The organism is Serratia sp. HNCC26DJ244 (genome assembly GCF_057180565.1).
In genome coordinates, this window is sequence record NZ_JBXUGO010000004.1 from 18,272 (window position 1) to 33,629 (window position 15,358).

Below are 15,358 nucleotides of genomic sequence, written 5' to 3' on the forward strand. Positions count from 1 at the left end.
CGCTTTGTCTCCTACGCTATTATCGCGAGAGATTGACAGGAATGTCCAACTTATCTGCGGGGTTGCCCCCGCCGTTATGTCGTGTCAGTAATCTTTCGCGAGAATAAAGGAGAGATTACTGACCAAGGGGGCTTAGGTTTTACTGACCTGGTCGAATATGTTGGCCTGTTCATCCTTTTCTGACTTGGCCGAGTTGCTGCCTATTTTCAGCGGAGCGGCCTTTTCTTTCCCTGGTTGTATCTGCGGCGGCGTTTTTTGCATCAGATGAGATTGACCAATAAACAAGCCGCCTTTCTCAATAGAAATTTCATCGGCATAAATATCACCCTGCATACTCCCTTTGGTCAGAATTGACAGTGAGTCCGCATAGCAACGCCCTTCGACTGACCCATTGATCATGATCTGCTGGGCACGGACCTCACCTTTCACTTGACCACTGTGTTCAATACGAACGCTTTGTGTACAGGTAATATTACCCTCGATTCTCCCTTCAACGATGATACTCCCCTCCGCTTCGAACATGCCGGTAAACTGGGTACCTGTGGAGATAAAGGTATCTTTTTTAGCCCGGACAGGCTTGATGGCATCGATGGCGTCGGCCATTACGGCTGATTCAGTGGGCGGTGAAGGCTGTTCGGGCAGCTCATCGGGGGTTGGTTCGTTGTTGGTTTTTTTTTGTTTGTTGAATGACAGCATTTTATTCACCTTTGTTATTTTGCAGATAAAAACCAGTGTCGCTAATGACGCTAATATCAAAACGGTCAGTAGCCCACGTTTAAAGTAGACACCTGCAAGGCTGAACCCTGTTAGCCAGAGTATGATAAATAGAACCCATAATGCCCAGATACACCATAACAAGTTGTAATTACGCATATTTTTAGGTCAGTTAACGTTCATTTTGCAACGGAGCGTGGTGTGTCCGGCACAACCTGCCCACAGTAAGATCACTGTTCCTGTGAGCGTTATCCGCTTTGGTGTGGGGGATAATACTCAATACTTCAATTGTGGTTCAAGTTATCTGGTAGAGACTTGCCATATTCATTTTTTATGGATGCTGGCAGAACCCTTTGTTTAGCTGATTTATTCATCTGTTATCGGGGAGGTGAGTCCCCCCCAATTTATTGCCATTATGCTTGTGGCTTTTTGAACATCGCCAGATATTGGGGCTGGAATATGCACATACGCAACACCGTCCGGTATTCACCATTAACAAAGAACTCGTCAATCAGCTCCCCCTCAACTTCAAAACCCAGTTTACGGTAGATATGGATCGCTTTGGGATTCTCTTTGTCGACGATCAGATACAATTTATAGAGGTTAAGTACCGAGAAACCGTAATCCATCGCCAGTTTGGCAGCGGTGCTGGCATAGCCTTGACCTTGATGGGCGGGGTCGATAATTATCTGAAATTCCGCACGACGATGGATATGGTCGATCTCCACCAGCTCTACCACGCCAACCTTGGCGCCTTGATGCTCGATGATAAAACGCCGCTCACTTTGGTCGTGAATATGTTTATCGTAGAGATCGGCAAGCTCGACAAAGGCTTCATAGGGTTCTTCGAACCAGTAACGCATCACACTGGCGTTGTTATCCATCTGATGAACAAAGACCAAATCGTCTCGTTCTAATGGACGCAGTTTAACGTTGGTGGCGCTCGGCATATTTTCTCCTCACAGTTTTCATCTGTGGAGAGTATAAGGTATAACGCCTGAGCCTGATTAAAAATATAGAGCCTGGATAGTGCGTATCCAGGCCATCTCGTCAGCGTTATTTCAAGGGTAGATATTAGTCTGCTGCGTATCCTTGCGCGGATAAACGTTGCCCATCCAGCCAGGCGGCGTTATCACGCATCTCCAGTCGCCCTTCGATAAACCAGTTCACCACCAGCGGATAGAGGGTATGTTCCTGAGCCTGCACCCGCTCAATCACCTCATCTTCCGCATCACCGGGGAAGATCGGCACTTTAGCTTGCAGGATCACCGGGCCACCATCGAGTTGCTCAGTGACAAAGTGTACCGAGGTGCCGTGTTCATTATCACCGTTATCAATAGCCTGGCGGTGAGTATGTAACCCGGGGTATTTGGGCAGCAGGGAAGGGTGGATGTTTAACATACGCCCAGCATAATGTTGCACCAAGGGGTTACTGAGGATGCGCATATAACCCGCCAACACGATGAGATCCGGTTGATATTGGTCGATGGTTTGTTGCAGTGCACTATCAAAGGCTTCACGGTCAACAAAGTTTTTGGCCTCGAGCACATCAGTGGCAATACCCGCTTCTTTGGCCCGTTGCAGGCCATAGGCTTGGGGAACGTTGCTGATCACCGCCACAATATTGGCGGTGATCCGGCCCTGTTGGCAGGCATCGATCAGTGCCTGGAGGTTACTTCCTTGGCCTGAAATCAACACCACAATCTTTTTCATTACTGAATAACCACTTGTTGTTGGTCAGAAGAGGCCATCAGTTTACCGATTGTCCAGGCTTTTTCACCTGCGGCGGTGAGTAAAGCGAGCGCTTTTTCTGCTGATTCTGCTGGCAATGCAATCACCATACCCACACCACAGTTAAAGGTACGGTACATTTCATGGTGGCTGACATTACCGGTTTGCTGTAACCAACTGAAGATAGCGGGCCATTGCCAACTCGATTCATCAATCACTGCTTGCACACCAGCGGGTAACACCCGTGGAATATTTTCCCAGAAGCCGCCACCGGTTAAGTGAGCGATGGCATGCACATCGACCTGCTCAATCAACGCCAGGACCGATTTTACGTAAATCCGGGTTGGGGCGAGTAGGTGGTCAGCTAGGGGTTGGCCAGCCAGTAACGTGGTGGAGGGGTCGGTCTGACTGACTTCCAGAATTTTGCGTACCAGCGAGTAACCATTGGAGTGCGGGCCTGAAGCGCCTAGCGCGATCAAAACATCCCCTGACTGTACCTTACTGCCGTCGATGATCGCTGATTTCTCGACCACACCCACGCAAAAACCGGCGACATCGTAATCCTCACCGTGGTACATACCTGGCATTTCGGCGGTTTCGCCGCCTACCAGCGCGCAACCCGATTGTTTACAGCCTTCGGCAATGCCGCTGATCACACTGGCAGCGGTATCGACATCCAATTTGCCGGTGGCATAGTAATCAAGGAAGAAGAGGGGTTCTGCCCCCTGAACCACCAGATCGTTAACACACATCGCTACCAGGTCGATACCAATGGTGTCATGGCGTTTAAGATCCATAGCCAGGCGCAGTTTGGTGCCAACACCATCGGTGCCGGAAACCAGTATCGGCTCACGATATTTTTGTGGTAATGCGCATAGGGCACCAAACCCCCCTAAGCCACCCATGACCTCTGGGCGACGGGTCTGTTTTACTACACCTTTGATGCGGTCCACCAATGCATTACCTGCATCAATATCGACACCTGCGTCTTTATAGCTGAGAGAGGTTTTATCGGTCACTGCGCGATCCCCACGACGGTTTGCGGTTTGAAATGGTGCTGCCGGTGTTGATTCCGGAACAAGGCGCGCCAATTCTAACAGCGTAAGCAAACGTTTGCGAGAGGCTTTGTGACACACACTGGGATTTTCGTCTATAACTTATCATTTGAACTGATAGCTCACCGGTGATCATTTGCCTTACCCAGAGCCTATGGTGATTATTACGCTTTTATTGATCTTGATCGGGCTCTGGGTAGTGGCGTGCTCAGGAAAAGGCGGTATAATCCGGCGATTTTTTTGGCCGCACCGCCTTAAACCGCCTTAATAGGAGAAGAACAATGAAGATCGTTGAGGTGAAACACCCGCTAGTTAAACACAAGCTCGGACTGATGCGTGAACATGATATCAGCACCAAACGTTTTCGTGAGTTGGCTTCTGAAGTGGGTAGTTTACTGACCTATGAGGCGACGGCCGATCTGGCGACAGAAACCGTCACCATCGAAGGTTGGTGCGGGTCAGTAGAAGTGGAACGAATCAAAGGGAAAAAAATTACCGTCGTACCCATTTTGCGTGCCGGTCTTGGCATGATGGAAGGGGTATTAGAACATGTGCCAAGCGCGCGTATTAGCGTGGTAGGGGTTTATCGTGACGAAGAAACCCTGGAGCCAGTGCCTTATTTTCAAAAGCTGGTTTCTAATATCGCCGAGCGTATGGCCTTGGTGGTCGACCCAATGCTGGCTACCGGCGGCTCGATGATTGCAACCATCGACCTGCTGAAAAAAGCCGGTTGTAGCAGCATCAAGGTATTGGTGCTGGTGGCGGCCCCTGAAGGATTGGCGGCGTTGGAAAAAGCCCACCCAGATGTTGAAGTGTATACCGCTTCTATTGACCAGTGTCTGAACGAGAAGGGGTATATCGTGCCCGGCTTGGGGGATGCAGGCGACAAGATATTCGGTACCAAATAAATGATCAGCCGACCAGAGAGTCGGCTTTTTAATGCTCCTTGTCTTTCAGGCGTCAACGTTGTTGCTGTTAACACGTCGGCGAGCAATGAGCAGAGCAGAGATAAAGTAGCTACTAGATTGAAACTATTGACTTAACACAGAGGAAAGCCACCCCATGACCCGTCGCGCCATTGGCGTTAATGAACGTCCACCGCTGTTACAGACCATCCCACTGAGTTTCCAACATTTGTTTGCGATGTTTGGTGCCACCGTGGTGGTGCCGATCATGTTCAATATTAACCCAGCTACCGTACTGCTGTTTAATGGCCTCGGCACGCTGTTGTATCTGTTTATCTGTAAGGGCAAAATTCCCGCTTATCTGGGCTCCAGCTTTGCTTTTATCTCCCCGGTCATGCTGTTATTACCCTTGGGATATGAAGTGGCCCTGGGTGGCTTTATCATGTGTGGTCTACTCTTTTGCCTGGTGGCCTTGATTGTGAAAAAGGCCGGCACCGGCTGGCTGGATGTGATGTTCCCGCCAGCAGCAATGGGGGCGATTGTTGCGGTTATCGGTTTGGAATTGGCCGGTGTAGCAGCCAATATGGCCGGGTTATTGCCAACGGAAGGTAGCCCCGCGAATAGCACCACTATCATTATCTCGGTGGTAACCTTGGGTGTGACGGTGTTAGGTTCAGTGCTGTTCCGTGGGTTTCTGGCGATTATCCCCATCTTGATTGGAGTGTTGGTAGGGTACGCATTGTCGTTCTTTATGGGTGTGGTCGATTTAACCCCTATTCGTGAAGCTCCCTGGTTTGCTCTGCCCACTTTTTATACTCCACGTTTTGAGTGGTTTGCCATCTTTACCATTCTGCCTGCGGCGCTGGTGGTGATTGCTGAGCACGTTGGTCATCTGGTGGTGACGGCGAACATCGTTAAAAAAGATTTGATGCGTGACCCGGGCTTACACCGTTCGATGTTTGCCAATGGGATTTCAACCGTGTTCTCCGGTTTCTTCGGTTCAACACCGAACACCACCTACGGGGAAAATATTGGCGTCATGGCCATCACCAAGGTGTACAGCACCTGGGTTATCGGTGGTGCGGCAATTTTAGCCATTCTGCTTTCGTGCATCGGTAAATTGGCAGCGGCGATTCAGGCAATTCCAGTACCGGTGATGGGCGGTGTTTCTCTGTTACTTTACGGGGTGATTGCCGCTTCCGGTATTCGCGTATTGATTGAATCCAAAGTGGACTACAACAAGGCGAAAAACCTGATCCTGACTTCGGTGATCCTGATTATTGGTGTCAGTGGTGCCAAGGTGCATATTGGTGCGGCAGAATTGAAAGGGATGGCACTGGCGACGGTGGTGGGGGTTGGCCTAAGCCTGTTATTCAAACTGATCAGCCTGTATCGCAAAGATGAAGACGTGATTGATGTGCTGGAAGTCCCAGTCCCTTCCAAGGATCAATAACCTTCCAAGGATCAATAAAAAAATAGCAACCTGAAGAGTGTGATTCAGGTTGCTTTTGCCACGCCTGAAGAACAAGGCGCACCAGTGCGCCCTTATCAGCCAAGAGCTGTTGCAACTCATTATTTATTGATGGTTTTTTTGTTGGCGATGCCATTACCATCATCGTTAATCAAACTGTAACTGATACTGTCCGGTTGCCAGGCTATCGCACCACTGATATCCAACGTTTTGCTGGAGAAAGGGGGTAACATGCCAATATCTACCGGGTATGATTGCGTTTTCCCCATTATCTTGGCGGCATTGAAGGTCGCATAATAAGGTGAACTATTTTCCACCTTAAGTTTTAGCGCCCCCGGCAAGCGGATTAGACTAAATTGTTGCAGTTCCAATAGTTTATCAACGCTGGGTTGCAGGTTTTTGGGCCGGTAAAACATCTTCAATTGCAGGCGTATCGCCACTTTCACCCTGGGAACCCCAGGGGGTAATTGGCTGTCGGTAGGTGGGATTTCGTAAATATTGAGCCAGTACAAAGACTCACGATCCTGTGGTTGCTCAGTCTGGGTTGCCAATAGACGAAGGTTCTTTTTCTCCCCTTGCTCCAGGCGAAACTGCCCTGGCAAGGGTATTACGGGAACCTCTCCCGCTGTTTCTGGGGTTCCTTCCGGTGCCCCATCGTCAATCCAGGTTTGTACTATCACCGGATAGGGGTTTCCGTTTGACAACAGCAGCGAGCGTTCACGATCGGTGGCCGAGAAAACCACCCGTGATGATTCAATAATCACCCCGGCTTGTACCCAACTGCTGATAAATAATCCACCCGCCATACAGAGTTTGATTAATTTCCGCATTATTGCACCTGAATAATGACTTGTGCTGTGGCAGACACTCTACCCGCAGTGACTGGTTTAGCGGGTAACGCTTTCAAGGTGGCATTCAGGGTTTTGGTATAGGTGGTGACACCATTGGCCACAGCCCCTGGGGTCGCATCATCCAACACCGGGTACCAACCTGCATTGTTACCGCCCAGTACTGAACCACTGAGGGTACTGAGCAGATTTAATGCGGTACCATTGGGGCGTGAAATCTGAATGCCGACCCCGGTAGCCACATTGGGGTCCTTACCATAACCATCAGATAACAGGTATTTGACCCCGGAGCCTGCGGTTCCAAAACCCGCATCGATAGCCGCCGCTGCATTGGCTGGCTTGACCAGAATCCCCATGGCGGTCTGGTTAGCAGCAATACCGCTGGCTATTGCTGCTACACCGCTATTGGCCGGCGTCCCGGTTTGGCAGTTAAACTGAATGGTAATTGGCATCTGGCGTGTGACACCGGCTTTTAATTCTGGCACCGAAATTATCGGGAAGGTGACGGTGGGGGTGACATTGGTGACTGAGCAAGTGGCCGAACGGCGGATATAAAGACGGTTATACAGGTTTATTGCGCCAGGCCAATAGGCATACCAACCGTAATAGATGGATGCGGAGTCTGCCCCTACGGTTAAGCCTGCGGAGAGGCTCCCGCCCTGGAAGGCAATATAGGTAGCGGGTTGCCATCGTGGATAAGCGCCAGTTTCCGTCCCTCCAACAGCACTGCTTAATCTGAATAATTCCACTTTAGCATCACTGAAGTTTTTGGCTTTAACCAGTATCCACCCCAGCGAGTCGGTATCCAGATTGGTCAATCGGCGCGCTTTCCAGTAACGGGAATAATATTCTCCGGTTGCTAGATTGGTGGCGCGCAGCCCCATGCCAGTAGTGTAAGTTTGGTAGGTCTCGGGTAGGCCATAAGGCGTGCCGATTTCCAAGTAACCCGAGTAGAGGTCGTCACCATTGGTGGCATAGTATTCATATAGTTTACCCGCTTCAGTGGCGGTACAACGGAACAGCACCTGATCGGGGGTGTAAGGTTGCTCTCCAGATTGTAAAAAACTCACCGTCCCACTGGCGATCAAGGTACCATCTGGCTGAAAAGTCGTATTATTGATATTGACGACGGTTGGCAAAGTACCAGTGGATCCCGCTGTATCAAGGGAACCTTGCCAGTTAGCGACGGTTCCTCTACCAGGCTCGATATAGGTGGCGGAATTTTTATCGGTGCTGGTGGTATTCCAGGCCTCCATTTTGTAACATTCTGCCCAGCCTGGCATGCTTGGGGCCAAACCTGCCGTTACCAGCAACAGGCTAGTGAAGCGTTGACGCCAGGTTTTTTTAATTGTCAGTGGTTGTTGCATGATAACTCCAGACGATAGAGAGACTGATTCATCTTCTGATCACGTAAATCATAATTCAGCGTACATTGTTCACTGGGCGAATCGCCCAATTTCACTCGTAATACACCTTGTTTGTCTGCGGGACGGGCATAAATTTGATTACTCTGCCCCACCAGGCCGACGATGGTATTTTGTTTGTCATAAACATTGCTGCCCAGAATTAAATTGTTAACCTGTGGGCCACGTACTTTGATCAGCAATGGATAACCTTCCCGGGTTTTGAAGTGGATTTTGACCACGGAGCCAGCATAGGGCGCGACACGTTGTTGGTTTTCCGACAGTTCAGCATTGGCATTCTCAATCCCCTTGGCATCAAGACCAATATCGTTATAACGGTAAGGGATCAACGAGGGGGCAATGGCATAACCGAAACTATTTATTTTTGCTCCCATCCCGTTAATCACGTCAGCGCCTTTTACCCCTTCTGCTTTAACCAACGCGAAGGTATCACCCAGATAGGGTCCTAGAGTGATACCATCACGGTGCAATACTGCAGCGCCACGAACACTGGCTCCACCCTGGGTATAGTTTTGGCCTTGCGAGAAGTTGGCCCCTAATGTGGCCAGAGACGCCTGCTTGGTCAGATTACCGCCCATACTGGTTCCCGTACCGCTGGAATTAAAGGCACCATTCACCGCATAACTGAGGCTTTGATCTTCCCCCAGCGTTCCTGCTAATGAGGTTTGATAACTGGTATTACTGTTCTCGCCGGAAGAATGACTGACGCTGGAAGAGAGGGTTGGAGAATGTGAACTCGCACCTAACGGGATTGAAACCGATAACATAACGATGTTCTGCACCGTACCGCTGGCAACCTGATCGGTTGATTGCATCCCATAGCGGGTGCTGCCGGTTTTTTGGCGACCAATTGACAAGTTATAGCTGATATTATTGAAATGATTCGAATAGGCCATCTGATACTGGGTATCACGTCCACGACCACCGCGATAAGTGCTGGTTGAACCAGAAAAGTATAACTGACCGTACTCACCTAAACTTTGGCTGATGCTAGTGACGAATTGATTACTCTGTTGATAGGTACTGGATGACCAAACGTTATCGCTTTTATCGGCATCACGGGTTCCCAGAACATCAACCAAGTCACGATAGCCTTGAGTAGAATGGTGATAGCCTGCCAGCGTGAGGGTGGTGGCAGTGGGCGTAAAGGTACGGCTGTAAGTGGTGCCGAGTCGCCAACCATCAACAGTCTGCTCCCGTATATCTGCCCGTGAATAAGCGGTGTTAAAGCCTAATGCGCCAAACCGACTGGTGAAGACGGCACCACCGAGTAGTGACTGGTAGCCATCAGAAACACGAATCCCTGAATTGGCGGTAATGGCGTTGGTTATCCCTCTCTGATAGGTTAAATCAGCAAATTTGGCCTTGCTGTCAGCGATATTGCGCACCTGTCCGGCCACCAGGCTGAAGTTTCCGTGGCCGGGGCGCATCGAGTCAGGTACGGCAGCAAATGGCACGGTAAATGAGGAAACGCGTCCATCGGCCTCTTGAATCTCTACCGCCAGATCCCCCTGGAAGCTGGTGGGATACAAGTCATCAATAACGAAGGCACCCGGTGCCACCGTGGTTTGATAAATCAGTACACCGGATTGGCGCACGCTGACTTTGGCAGTGGTGGCGGCGACACCACGAATACTCGGCGCATAACCTTGCTGTGATTGTGGCAACATACGCTCATCGGTCTGGAGCATCACTCCACGGAACCCCACACTGCTGAATAAGTTACCGGAGGTGAAACTGTCTCCTACGGTTAACTGGCTACCGAGGGAAGGTAATGGTCGTTGCACGTAAGTGCGTATGGAGTTCCAACGGGTATTACTTGGACTATTGTCACTGGTATAGCGGGTAAAACTGGATTGTTGACGGAACTGCCACAAGCCGAGGTTGATACCTGAATTTAACCCTAAAAAGGCCGAATCCACCGTATTACCCGATGCTTTGGCGCGATAGTAGTTGGTATCGTAACTGGTAAATGCGGCAGTTTCCCCAACTGATAAATCGTTGACTGGCACGGCACCGCGGGCATCCCGCTGCATCATTATTTGTGGCACGGAAAGATCGAGACGCAGCCGCGCAAAATCGAAACGGCTAGTGGCACCATCAACTTGCTGCTCCAGGCTAAGGCAGTGGGGGCTCTGGTCAGTTTGTTTTTGTATGGCAGCAGGTAAAACACCGGCATCAAGTAGCATCTCTGCTGTTAAACAAGCAGAGGTCTTCCCGGGCGTAGCAGCGCTGAATAGCAGGGACTTACGGGCAAAAAAAACGCCATTGACGAAGATATCAACCTGATAACTACCAGGTTCCACATGGTTAGCCTCGGTGAATTGAGCAAGACTGTTTTCCCCTGTGGTTTCGCCGACCAGCATACTGGCGTCGAATTCAAACTGTTTATGCTCTGTGGCGGCAAAGGCGTGTGGTATCAACAGCCCCAGTAAAATGACCAATGGCTTGATACGGGGGGCATTGACACGACAATGACCCAAGGCGACTCTCCTAAGAGGAGCATTGATGCAGTGCGAGGAATTGGTTATTTTTATGTGCATTCCTTTGGTTCCTTAAACGCAAAGATCCTGATGATGACTCAATACGGTTGTTGATCAGTTCAATCTGCTCTCAAGGTTGGTATGGCCACCATAGTCATTGACTAAGGTAAATTTCACTTTCTGTGCTCCGGCAGGGGATTGGGCACCTTTTTCTAATACCCAGCTTGCTTGCGATTTAGGTGCGACCATATCGACTTTAAAGGGCACTTCTTTATTGCCGATAACTGCGACTGCTTTAATAAAAGAGGCGTAATAACCAGAGTCATTATGTACGGTCATTATCCATTGGCTGTCTTTTTGATTAAGCGAAAAACGCAACTGCTGAGCGACGGTATCTGAACTTCCGCTAATGTTTTTCGGACGGTAGAATATTTTTACCCGGTTCCGTAGTACTACCAACATCTGATTTTCTGCCTGGTTTGCCATATTTTTTGGAGGGATCTGTACACTGTTGAAGTAAAAAACCGATTCACGGTCTTGAGGTAAATCTTTACCGGTAAATATCAAGCGCACCGATTGACCGGTTTGTGGTTCAATACGGAAAAGTGCAGGAACCACGACAAACGGCCCATCAGCGTTCTCCGGTGTTGATGCCGGATTGTTAATGTCCGACCACATCTGCATCACATACGGAATGTTGTCTTTGTTAGTCAGCTGTATAGTTTGCGATTGTGAATCAGCCGGGTAAATGACCCTGGTATTGAGCATCACTACGCTGGCACTCACAGGGGCAGGGAGCAACACAGACAGCGCCAATAAAGCACTAAATACCATTGGTGGATATTTGATTGCCACGGGAATTATCCTCTTGGTAAGCCCCTTCCATTCACCTGGAAGGAGCATACTGGTTAGTTACTGATAAGAGACAGCGTACTGAACGCTACCGAAGACTGAGCCCGGTGCTGCGGTACCTTCAGCATAATATTGCACTGCGAAATCATGGCTGGCTGTAGTGGCACCGCTGGCCAGAGACAGGCCAGGAGCCCCAGTTTGCCCAGTCAGGTCCAGGGCAACAGTGGGTGTTACTGGGTCAACCAGTCGCAGGGCAACGTTACTGGCATCGCCGGTATTACCCATATTGTTAGCTGCTGTCAGGTTGTTACCGACAAACACCGTTTTGATTGCCGTAGTGCTGCCAGATGCGGTGCAACCCGTCAGGCTGATGGTGAAGGGAGTTAGACCAGCCGTTTTTCCGCTGCTGTCAAGGTCTGCGGCTGACACTGTGGGCAGCAGGATGAGCGGTGTAGATGCATTGCCGTTGATGCTGATCGCACAAGTCTGGTCGGCAACTTCACCCTGGAAATTAATCGTGTTGTTGGCCAGTGCAGATGCGGATAAAGCCAGGCCTGCAGCAATAATTGCAAGTTTGTTCATTTTCATAGTTACTATTTCCTTTTAGTTCAAATTATCGGTGACGTCTTAATGTCACCATTTCGGGGGTTACAACGTTGTGTTTTTATTATTCTTAGGTTACGACTTAATTAAATTCAAACAACAATATATTTCAATAATCCATTGTTTTAGGAATAATCTTATTAATCATTAATAATAATCATCCTATTGGTAATATATTGTATAATGGTTTTAATTTTCTTTATTTATTTTATGTTTTTTATTAACTAATTTTTATTTTAAGTGTTATTTTGTTAGAGGTGATCATGTTATTTGTTATCATTTTAATACTCATTGGTGACGTAATTTCAAATAGAGCTGCTTGACTTGATTAACCTGATGCGATTTGCTCCAACTGCCTGTGATTTTCCCCTTGGTTGAAAATCAGTGCTGAAGTTCAACAGCGTCACGGTTTTGTGCTAGACTGAGGGCGTTTTCTTGCCAGTCTTGGTTGGGGTGCTTTTCTGAATACGTCGGCACAGCTTTCACTGCCACTTTTCCTTCCCGATGATGAAACTTTTACCAGTTTTTATCCGGGTGAGAACTCGTCTCTATTAGCGGCGATCCAGTCTGCACTCCATATGGAGCATGGTAGCTATATCTACTTCTGGTCACGTGAAGGTGGTGGGCGTAGCCATTTGTTACATGCGGCTTGCGCGCAACTTTCTCAGTGTGGCCAGGCGGTGGGCTATGTGCCACTGGATAAACGGGCCTACTTTGTGCCAGAGGTGCTTGATGGCATGGAACAGTTGGCCTTGGTGTGCATTGATAACATTGAATGCATTGCTGGCGACCCTGCGTGGGAAATGGCGATTTTCAATCTTTATAATCGTATTCTGGAAACCGGCTGTACACGTCTATTGATTACTGGGGACCGCCCCCCACGCCAACTGAATCTGAGTTTACCGGACCTGGCTTCTCGCCTCGACTGGGGGCAAATTTATAAGCTACAACCCTTGTCTGATGAGGAAAAACTGCTGGCGCTGCAATTGCGTGCCAAACTGAGAGGTTTTGAACTGCCAGAGGATGTGGGGCGTTTTCTGCTCAAACGTCTTGATCGTGAGATACGTGCGCTGTTTATGACCCTTGATCAGCTTGATCAGGCATCAATCACCGCACAACGTAAACTGACCATCCCTTTTGTGAAAGAAATTTTCAGTTTGTGATGGCGCGGTTGAACACGCAAACACAAGAGAGTTTGCCGAGTGGCATAGAGGTTAAATAATTTCCAACACCTGCTCTGGTGGGCGGCCGATGCGGGCCTGGTTACCTTTTACCACAATCGGACGTTCAATTAATTTAGGGTTTGCCACCATCGCGGCGAGTAGTTGCTCTTCACTCAACGTTTCATCGGAGAGTTTCAGTTCCTGATAGGTATCCTCTTTTTTGCGCATCAGTTCACGGGCAGAGCTAAATCCGAGCTGTTGCAACAGGGTTTTCAGCTCAGCCACTGAAGGGGGCGTTTCCAGGTAGAGAATCACTTCCGGTTCAACACCCTGTTGTTCCAGCAGTGTCAAGGTTTCTCGGCTCTTGGAACAACGCGGGTTGTGATAGAGAGTGATGTTTTTCATTTCAATGATTCCTTAAATCAAGAGCGCTGGAACTGGCGGAAAGTTTGCTGCAATTGGCGCAATTGGTCGATACGTGCGTCATAGCGTGCCTGTTTCAAACTCCCAAGCTTTTGCAATGCACTGGCGTCACTGAGCAACTTGATCGCCTGGTCCAACTGGCCTGCCAGTGCCAGACTCTCAGCCCGGGCAGCCAGTTCTTCATCGCGTAGCCCTTGTGCCACACTGGCCTGAGCCAACAGATCCCAACCGTTTTGGTCATTTGGATGGGCAAAGGTATAGCGGTTTAGAATTTGTGAGGCCTTCGCCGGTTGCTTGCCTTCAACGTAAGCATTAGCCAGGTTCAGTAATAACACCGGGTTTTTACTTTGGGCAGCATTGATGGCTTCCAGGCGTGCGATGGCTTGAGGGGCTTTATTCTGCCCCAGATCGATATCGGTGATCAGATCCAGCAGCCAGGGGTTTTTCGGGTCAGCAGCCAGCAGGGGCTGGAGGATATTGCGGGCTTCATCGTACTTTTTCGCTTGGTAGTACAAAATAGCTCTGCCGTATTTTGCCGCCAGCTGTTCCCGTACATTGCCCTGACTGTAGCTCATCAGGATATTTTCGTTCAAACCATAGCCTTCTGCACTGTACATACCCAAGGTTCGCACTCTAGCCAACAGATAGTCCTGGCTGGATTGCACCACAATACGCGGCATTTGGTTGGCGCGGTTACGGGAATCAGCAAGGCGACTGTCCGGCAGCGGGTGGGTTAATAGCATTTCCGGTGGTTTGGAGGAATAACGCGAGAGGTCTGACAGCTTTTGCAGAAAATCGGGCATTGCTTCTGGATCGAATCCAGAACGCTGCAGTAACTGAATGCCGATGCGGTCAGCTTCTTGTTCATTTGATTGTGTAAAACTGATAATTCCTTGCTGCGTCCCCGCCATCGTACCGCTGAGTGCCGCCATGCCCATGGCCGGGTTGGCCATTGCCAGTAAAACCGAACCTAATGCACCTGCCCAGGTGAGTGGTGCATTACGCCGTTGGTCTTCCATGGCTCGTGCCAGATGACGTTGCGTGACGTGAGAGATTTCATGCGCCAGCACTGAAGCCAATTGATTCTCGTTGTCGGTTTCACGAAACAGCGCAGAGTGCAAGACTACGTTACCACCGAAGAAGGCGAAGGCGTTTATTGAGTCATTACGTACCAAAAAAAAGTGGAACGGCGTGAGCACCGAAGACGCATTGGCCACCAGTCGGTTACCCAGTTGGTTAATATATTGGGTCAGTAAGGGATCATTGATTAATGGCGCGCTGGCGCGCAATTGGCGTACATAAAAATCGCCCATGATCAGTTCCTGACCAATAGTCAGTGTTCCCCCAGCGGCGACACCCATATCAGGTAGTTGGTCTTGGGTTTCAGCTTTTACCGGCGTTGGTGTAGCGGTAAAAAGTGAACTGAGCAACAATACAGCTAATGCTGTTTTGGTAAACCGAGTGGTCATTGTCAGCAATTTCCTCAAAACATAAGTCATTAACTAAGACGCTTACATTAGATAAGAGTTCTTTAGATAAGAGTTCTTTTTCCGGGCCACACTCTCCAGTACAATCAATCCGAAATTGTGTTGGCTCACAAAAATGCCCTTTCTGCGGATGAACAGTTTGACTCGTGTTGTTCATCACACCATAGCCAGCCGCAATCAGCAATCAAACGTTTATAAG

At 49.3% G+C, this 15,358-nt stretch carries 14 protein-coding genes; 3 read left to right on the forward strand and 11 right to left on the reverse strand.

Features of this window, described 5'->3' with window-relative positions; translation table 11 throughout:
- Positions 1 to 132 precede the first annotated feature (132 nt).
- The 4 genes from AC2A06_RS04505 to purM form a co-directional block, all read right to left on the reverse strand.
- Positions 133 to 696 (reverse strand): bactofilin family protein, encoded by a 564-nt coding sequence (locus AC2A06_RS04505; RefSeq protein WP_473197263.1) that lies wholly within the window; start codon positions 694 to 696, stop codon positions 133 to 135.
- Between the two features lie 431 nt (positions 697 to 1,127).
- Entirely contained in the window at positions 1,128 to 1,664 is a 537-nt protein-coding gene (gene speG, locus AC2A06_RS04510) for a spermidine N1-acetyltransferase (protein ID WP_484379501.1), read from the reverse strand.
- 124 nt (positions 1,665 to 1,788) lie between these two features.
- Positions 1,789 to 2,427, reverse strand: a complete 639-nt coding sequence (gene purN / locus AC2A06_RS04515) for a phosphoribosylglycinamide formyltransferase (RefSeq protein WP_484379502.1) — start codon at positions 2,425 to 2,427, stop codon at positions 1,789 to 1,791.
- Positions 2,427 to 3,464 (reverse strand): phosphoribosylformylglycinamidine cyclo-ligase, encoded by a 1,038-nt coding sequence (gene purM, locus AC2A06_RS04520; RefSeq protein WP_484379503.1) that lies wholly within the window; start codon positions 3,462 to 3,464, stop codon positions 2,427 to 2,429. The genes purN and purM overlap by 1 nt, the downstream gene beginning before the upstream one ends.
- 317 nt (positions 3,465 to 3,781) lie before the next feature.
- On the opposite strand from purM, the gene upp reads away from it, so the two are divergent.
- Together upp and uraA are read left to right on the forward strand one after the other, a co-directional pair.
- Positions 3,782 to 4,408, forward strand: a complete 627-nt coding sequence (gene upp / locus AC2A06_RS04525; protein ID WP_023489280.1) for a uracil phosphoribosyltransferase — start codon at positions 3,782 to 3,784, stop codon at positions 4,406 to 4,408.
- Between the two features lie 154 nt (positions 4,409 to 4,562).
- Positions 4,563 to 5,858: a uracil permease gene (gene uraA / locus AC2A06_RS04530; RefSeq protein ID WP_484379504.1), complete on the forward strand. Its 1,296-nt coding sequence runs from the start codon at positions 4,563 to 4,565 to the stop codon at positions 5,856 to 5,858.
- Positions 5,859 to 5,977: 119 nt separating this feature from the next.
- Here uraA and AC2A06_RS04535 read toward each other — a convergent pair whose 3' ends face one another.
- The 5 genes from AC2A06_RS04535 to AC2A06_RS04555 all read right to left on the reverse strand — a co-directional run bounded on the left by AC2A06_RS04535 (position 5,978) and on the right by AC2A06_RS04555 (position 12,065).
- Positions 5,978 to 6,706: a fimbrial biogenesis chaperone gene (locus tag AC2A06_RS04535; protein ID WP_484379505.1), complete on the reverse strand. Its 729-nt coding sequence runs from the start codon at positions 6,704 to 6,706 to the stop codon at positions 5,978 to 5,980.
- Entirely contained in the window at positions 6,706 to 8,091 is a 1,386-nt protein-coding gene (locus AC2A06_RS04540) for a fimbrial protein (protein WP_484379506.1), read from the reverse strand. The genes AC2A06_RS04535 and AC2A06_RS04540 overlap by 1 nt, the downstream gene beginning before the upstream one ends.
- The gene (locus AC2A06_RS04545) at positions 8,076 to 10,631 is read right to left on the reverse strand and encodes a fimbria/pilus outer membrane usher protein (RefSeq protein ID WP_484379507.1); all 2,556 of its coding nucleotides are present in this window, start codon (positions 10,629 to 10,631) and stop codon (positions 8,076 to 8,078) included. Before AC2A06_RS04545 ends, AC2A06_RS04540 begins: the two co-directional genes overlap by 16 nt.
- A 114-nt stretch (positions 10,632 to 10,745) precedes the next feature.
- Positions 10,746 to 11,534 carry a fimbrial biogenesis chaperone gene (locus AC2A06_RS04550; RefSeq protein ID WP_484379508.1) on the reverse strand — a complete coding sequence of 263 codons (789 nt, stop codon included), beginning with the start codon at positions 11,532 to 11,534 and terminating at the stop codon, positions 10,746 to 10,748.
- Positions 11,535 to 11,543: 9 nt separating this feature from the next.
- On the reverse strand, positions 11,544 to 12,065 hold the full coding sequence (locus AC2A06_RS04555) for a fimbrial protein (RefSeq protein WP_484379509.1): 522 nt from the start codon (positions 12,063 to 12,065) through the stop codon (positions 11,544 to 11,546).
- A 482-nt stretch (positions 12,066 to 12,547) separates the two neighbouring features.
- Between AC2A06_RS04555 and hda the strand changes: the two genes are divergently transcribed.
- The gene (gene hda / locus AC2A06_RS04560) at positions 12,548 to 13,249 is read left to right on the forward strand and encodes a DnaA inactivator Hda (protein WP_037383915.1); all 702 of its coding nucleotides are present in this window, start codon (positions 12,548 to 12,550) and stop codon (positions 13,247 to 13,249) included.
- 51 nt (positions 13,250 to 13,300) lie between these two features.
- Here the strand turns inward: hda and arsC are convergent, their stop codons facing one another.
- Together arsC and bepA are read right to left on the reverse strand one after the other, a co-directional pair.
- Positions 13,301 to 13,654, reverse strand: a complete 354-nt coding sequence (gene arsC, locus AC2A06_RS04565) for an arsenate reductase (glutaredoxin) (protein ID WP_484379510.1) — start codon at positions 13,652 to 13,654, stop codon at positions 13,301 to 13,303.
- Between the two features lie 17 nt (positions 13,655 to 13,671).
- On the reverse strand, positions 13,672 to 15,141 hold the full coding sequence (gene bepA / locus AC2A06_RS04570; RefSeq protein WP_484379511.1) for a beta-barrel assembly-enhancing protease: 1,470 nt from the start codon (positions 15,139 to 15,141) through the stop codon (positions 13,672 to 13,674).
- Positions 15,142 to 15,358: the final 217 nt, after the last annotated feature.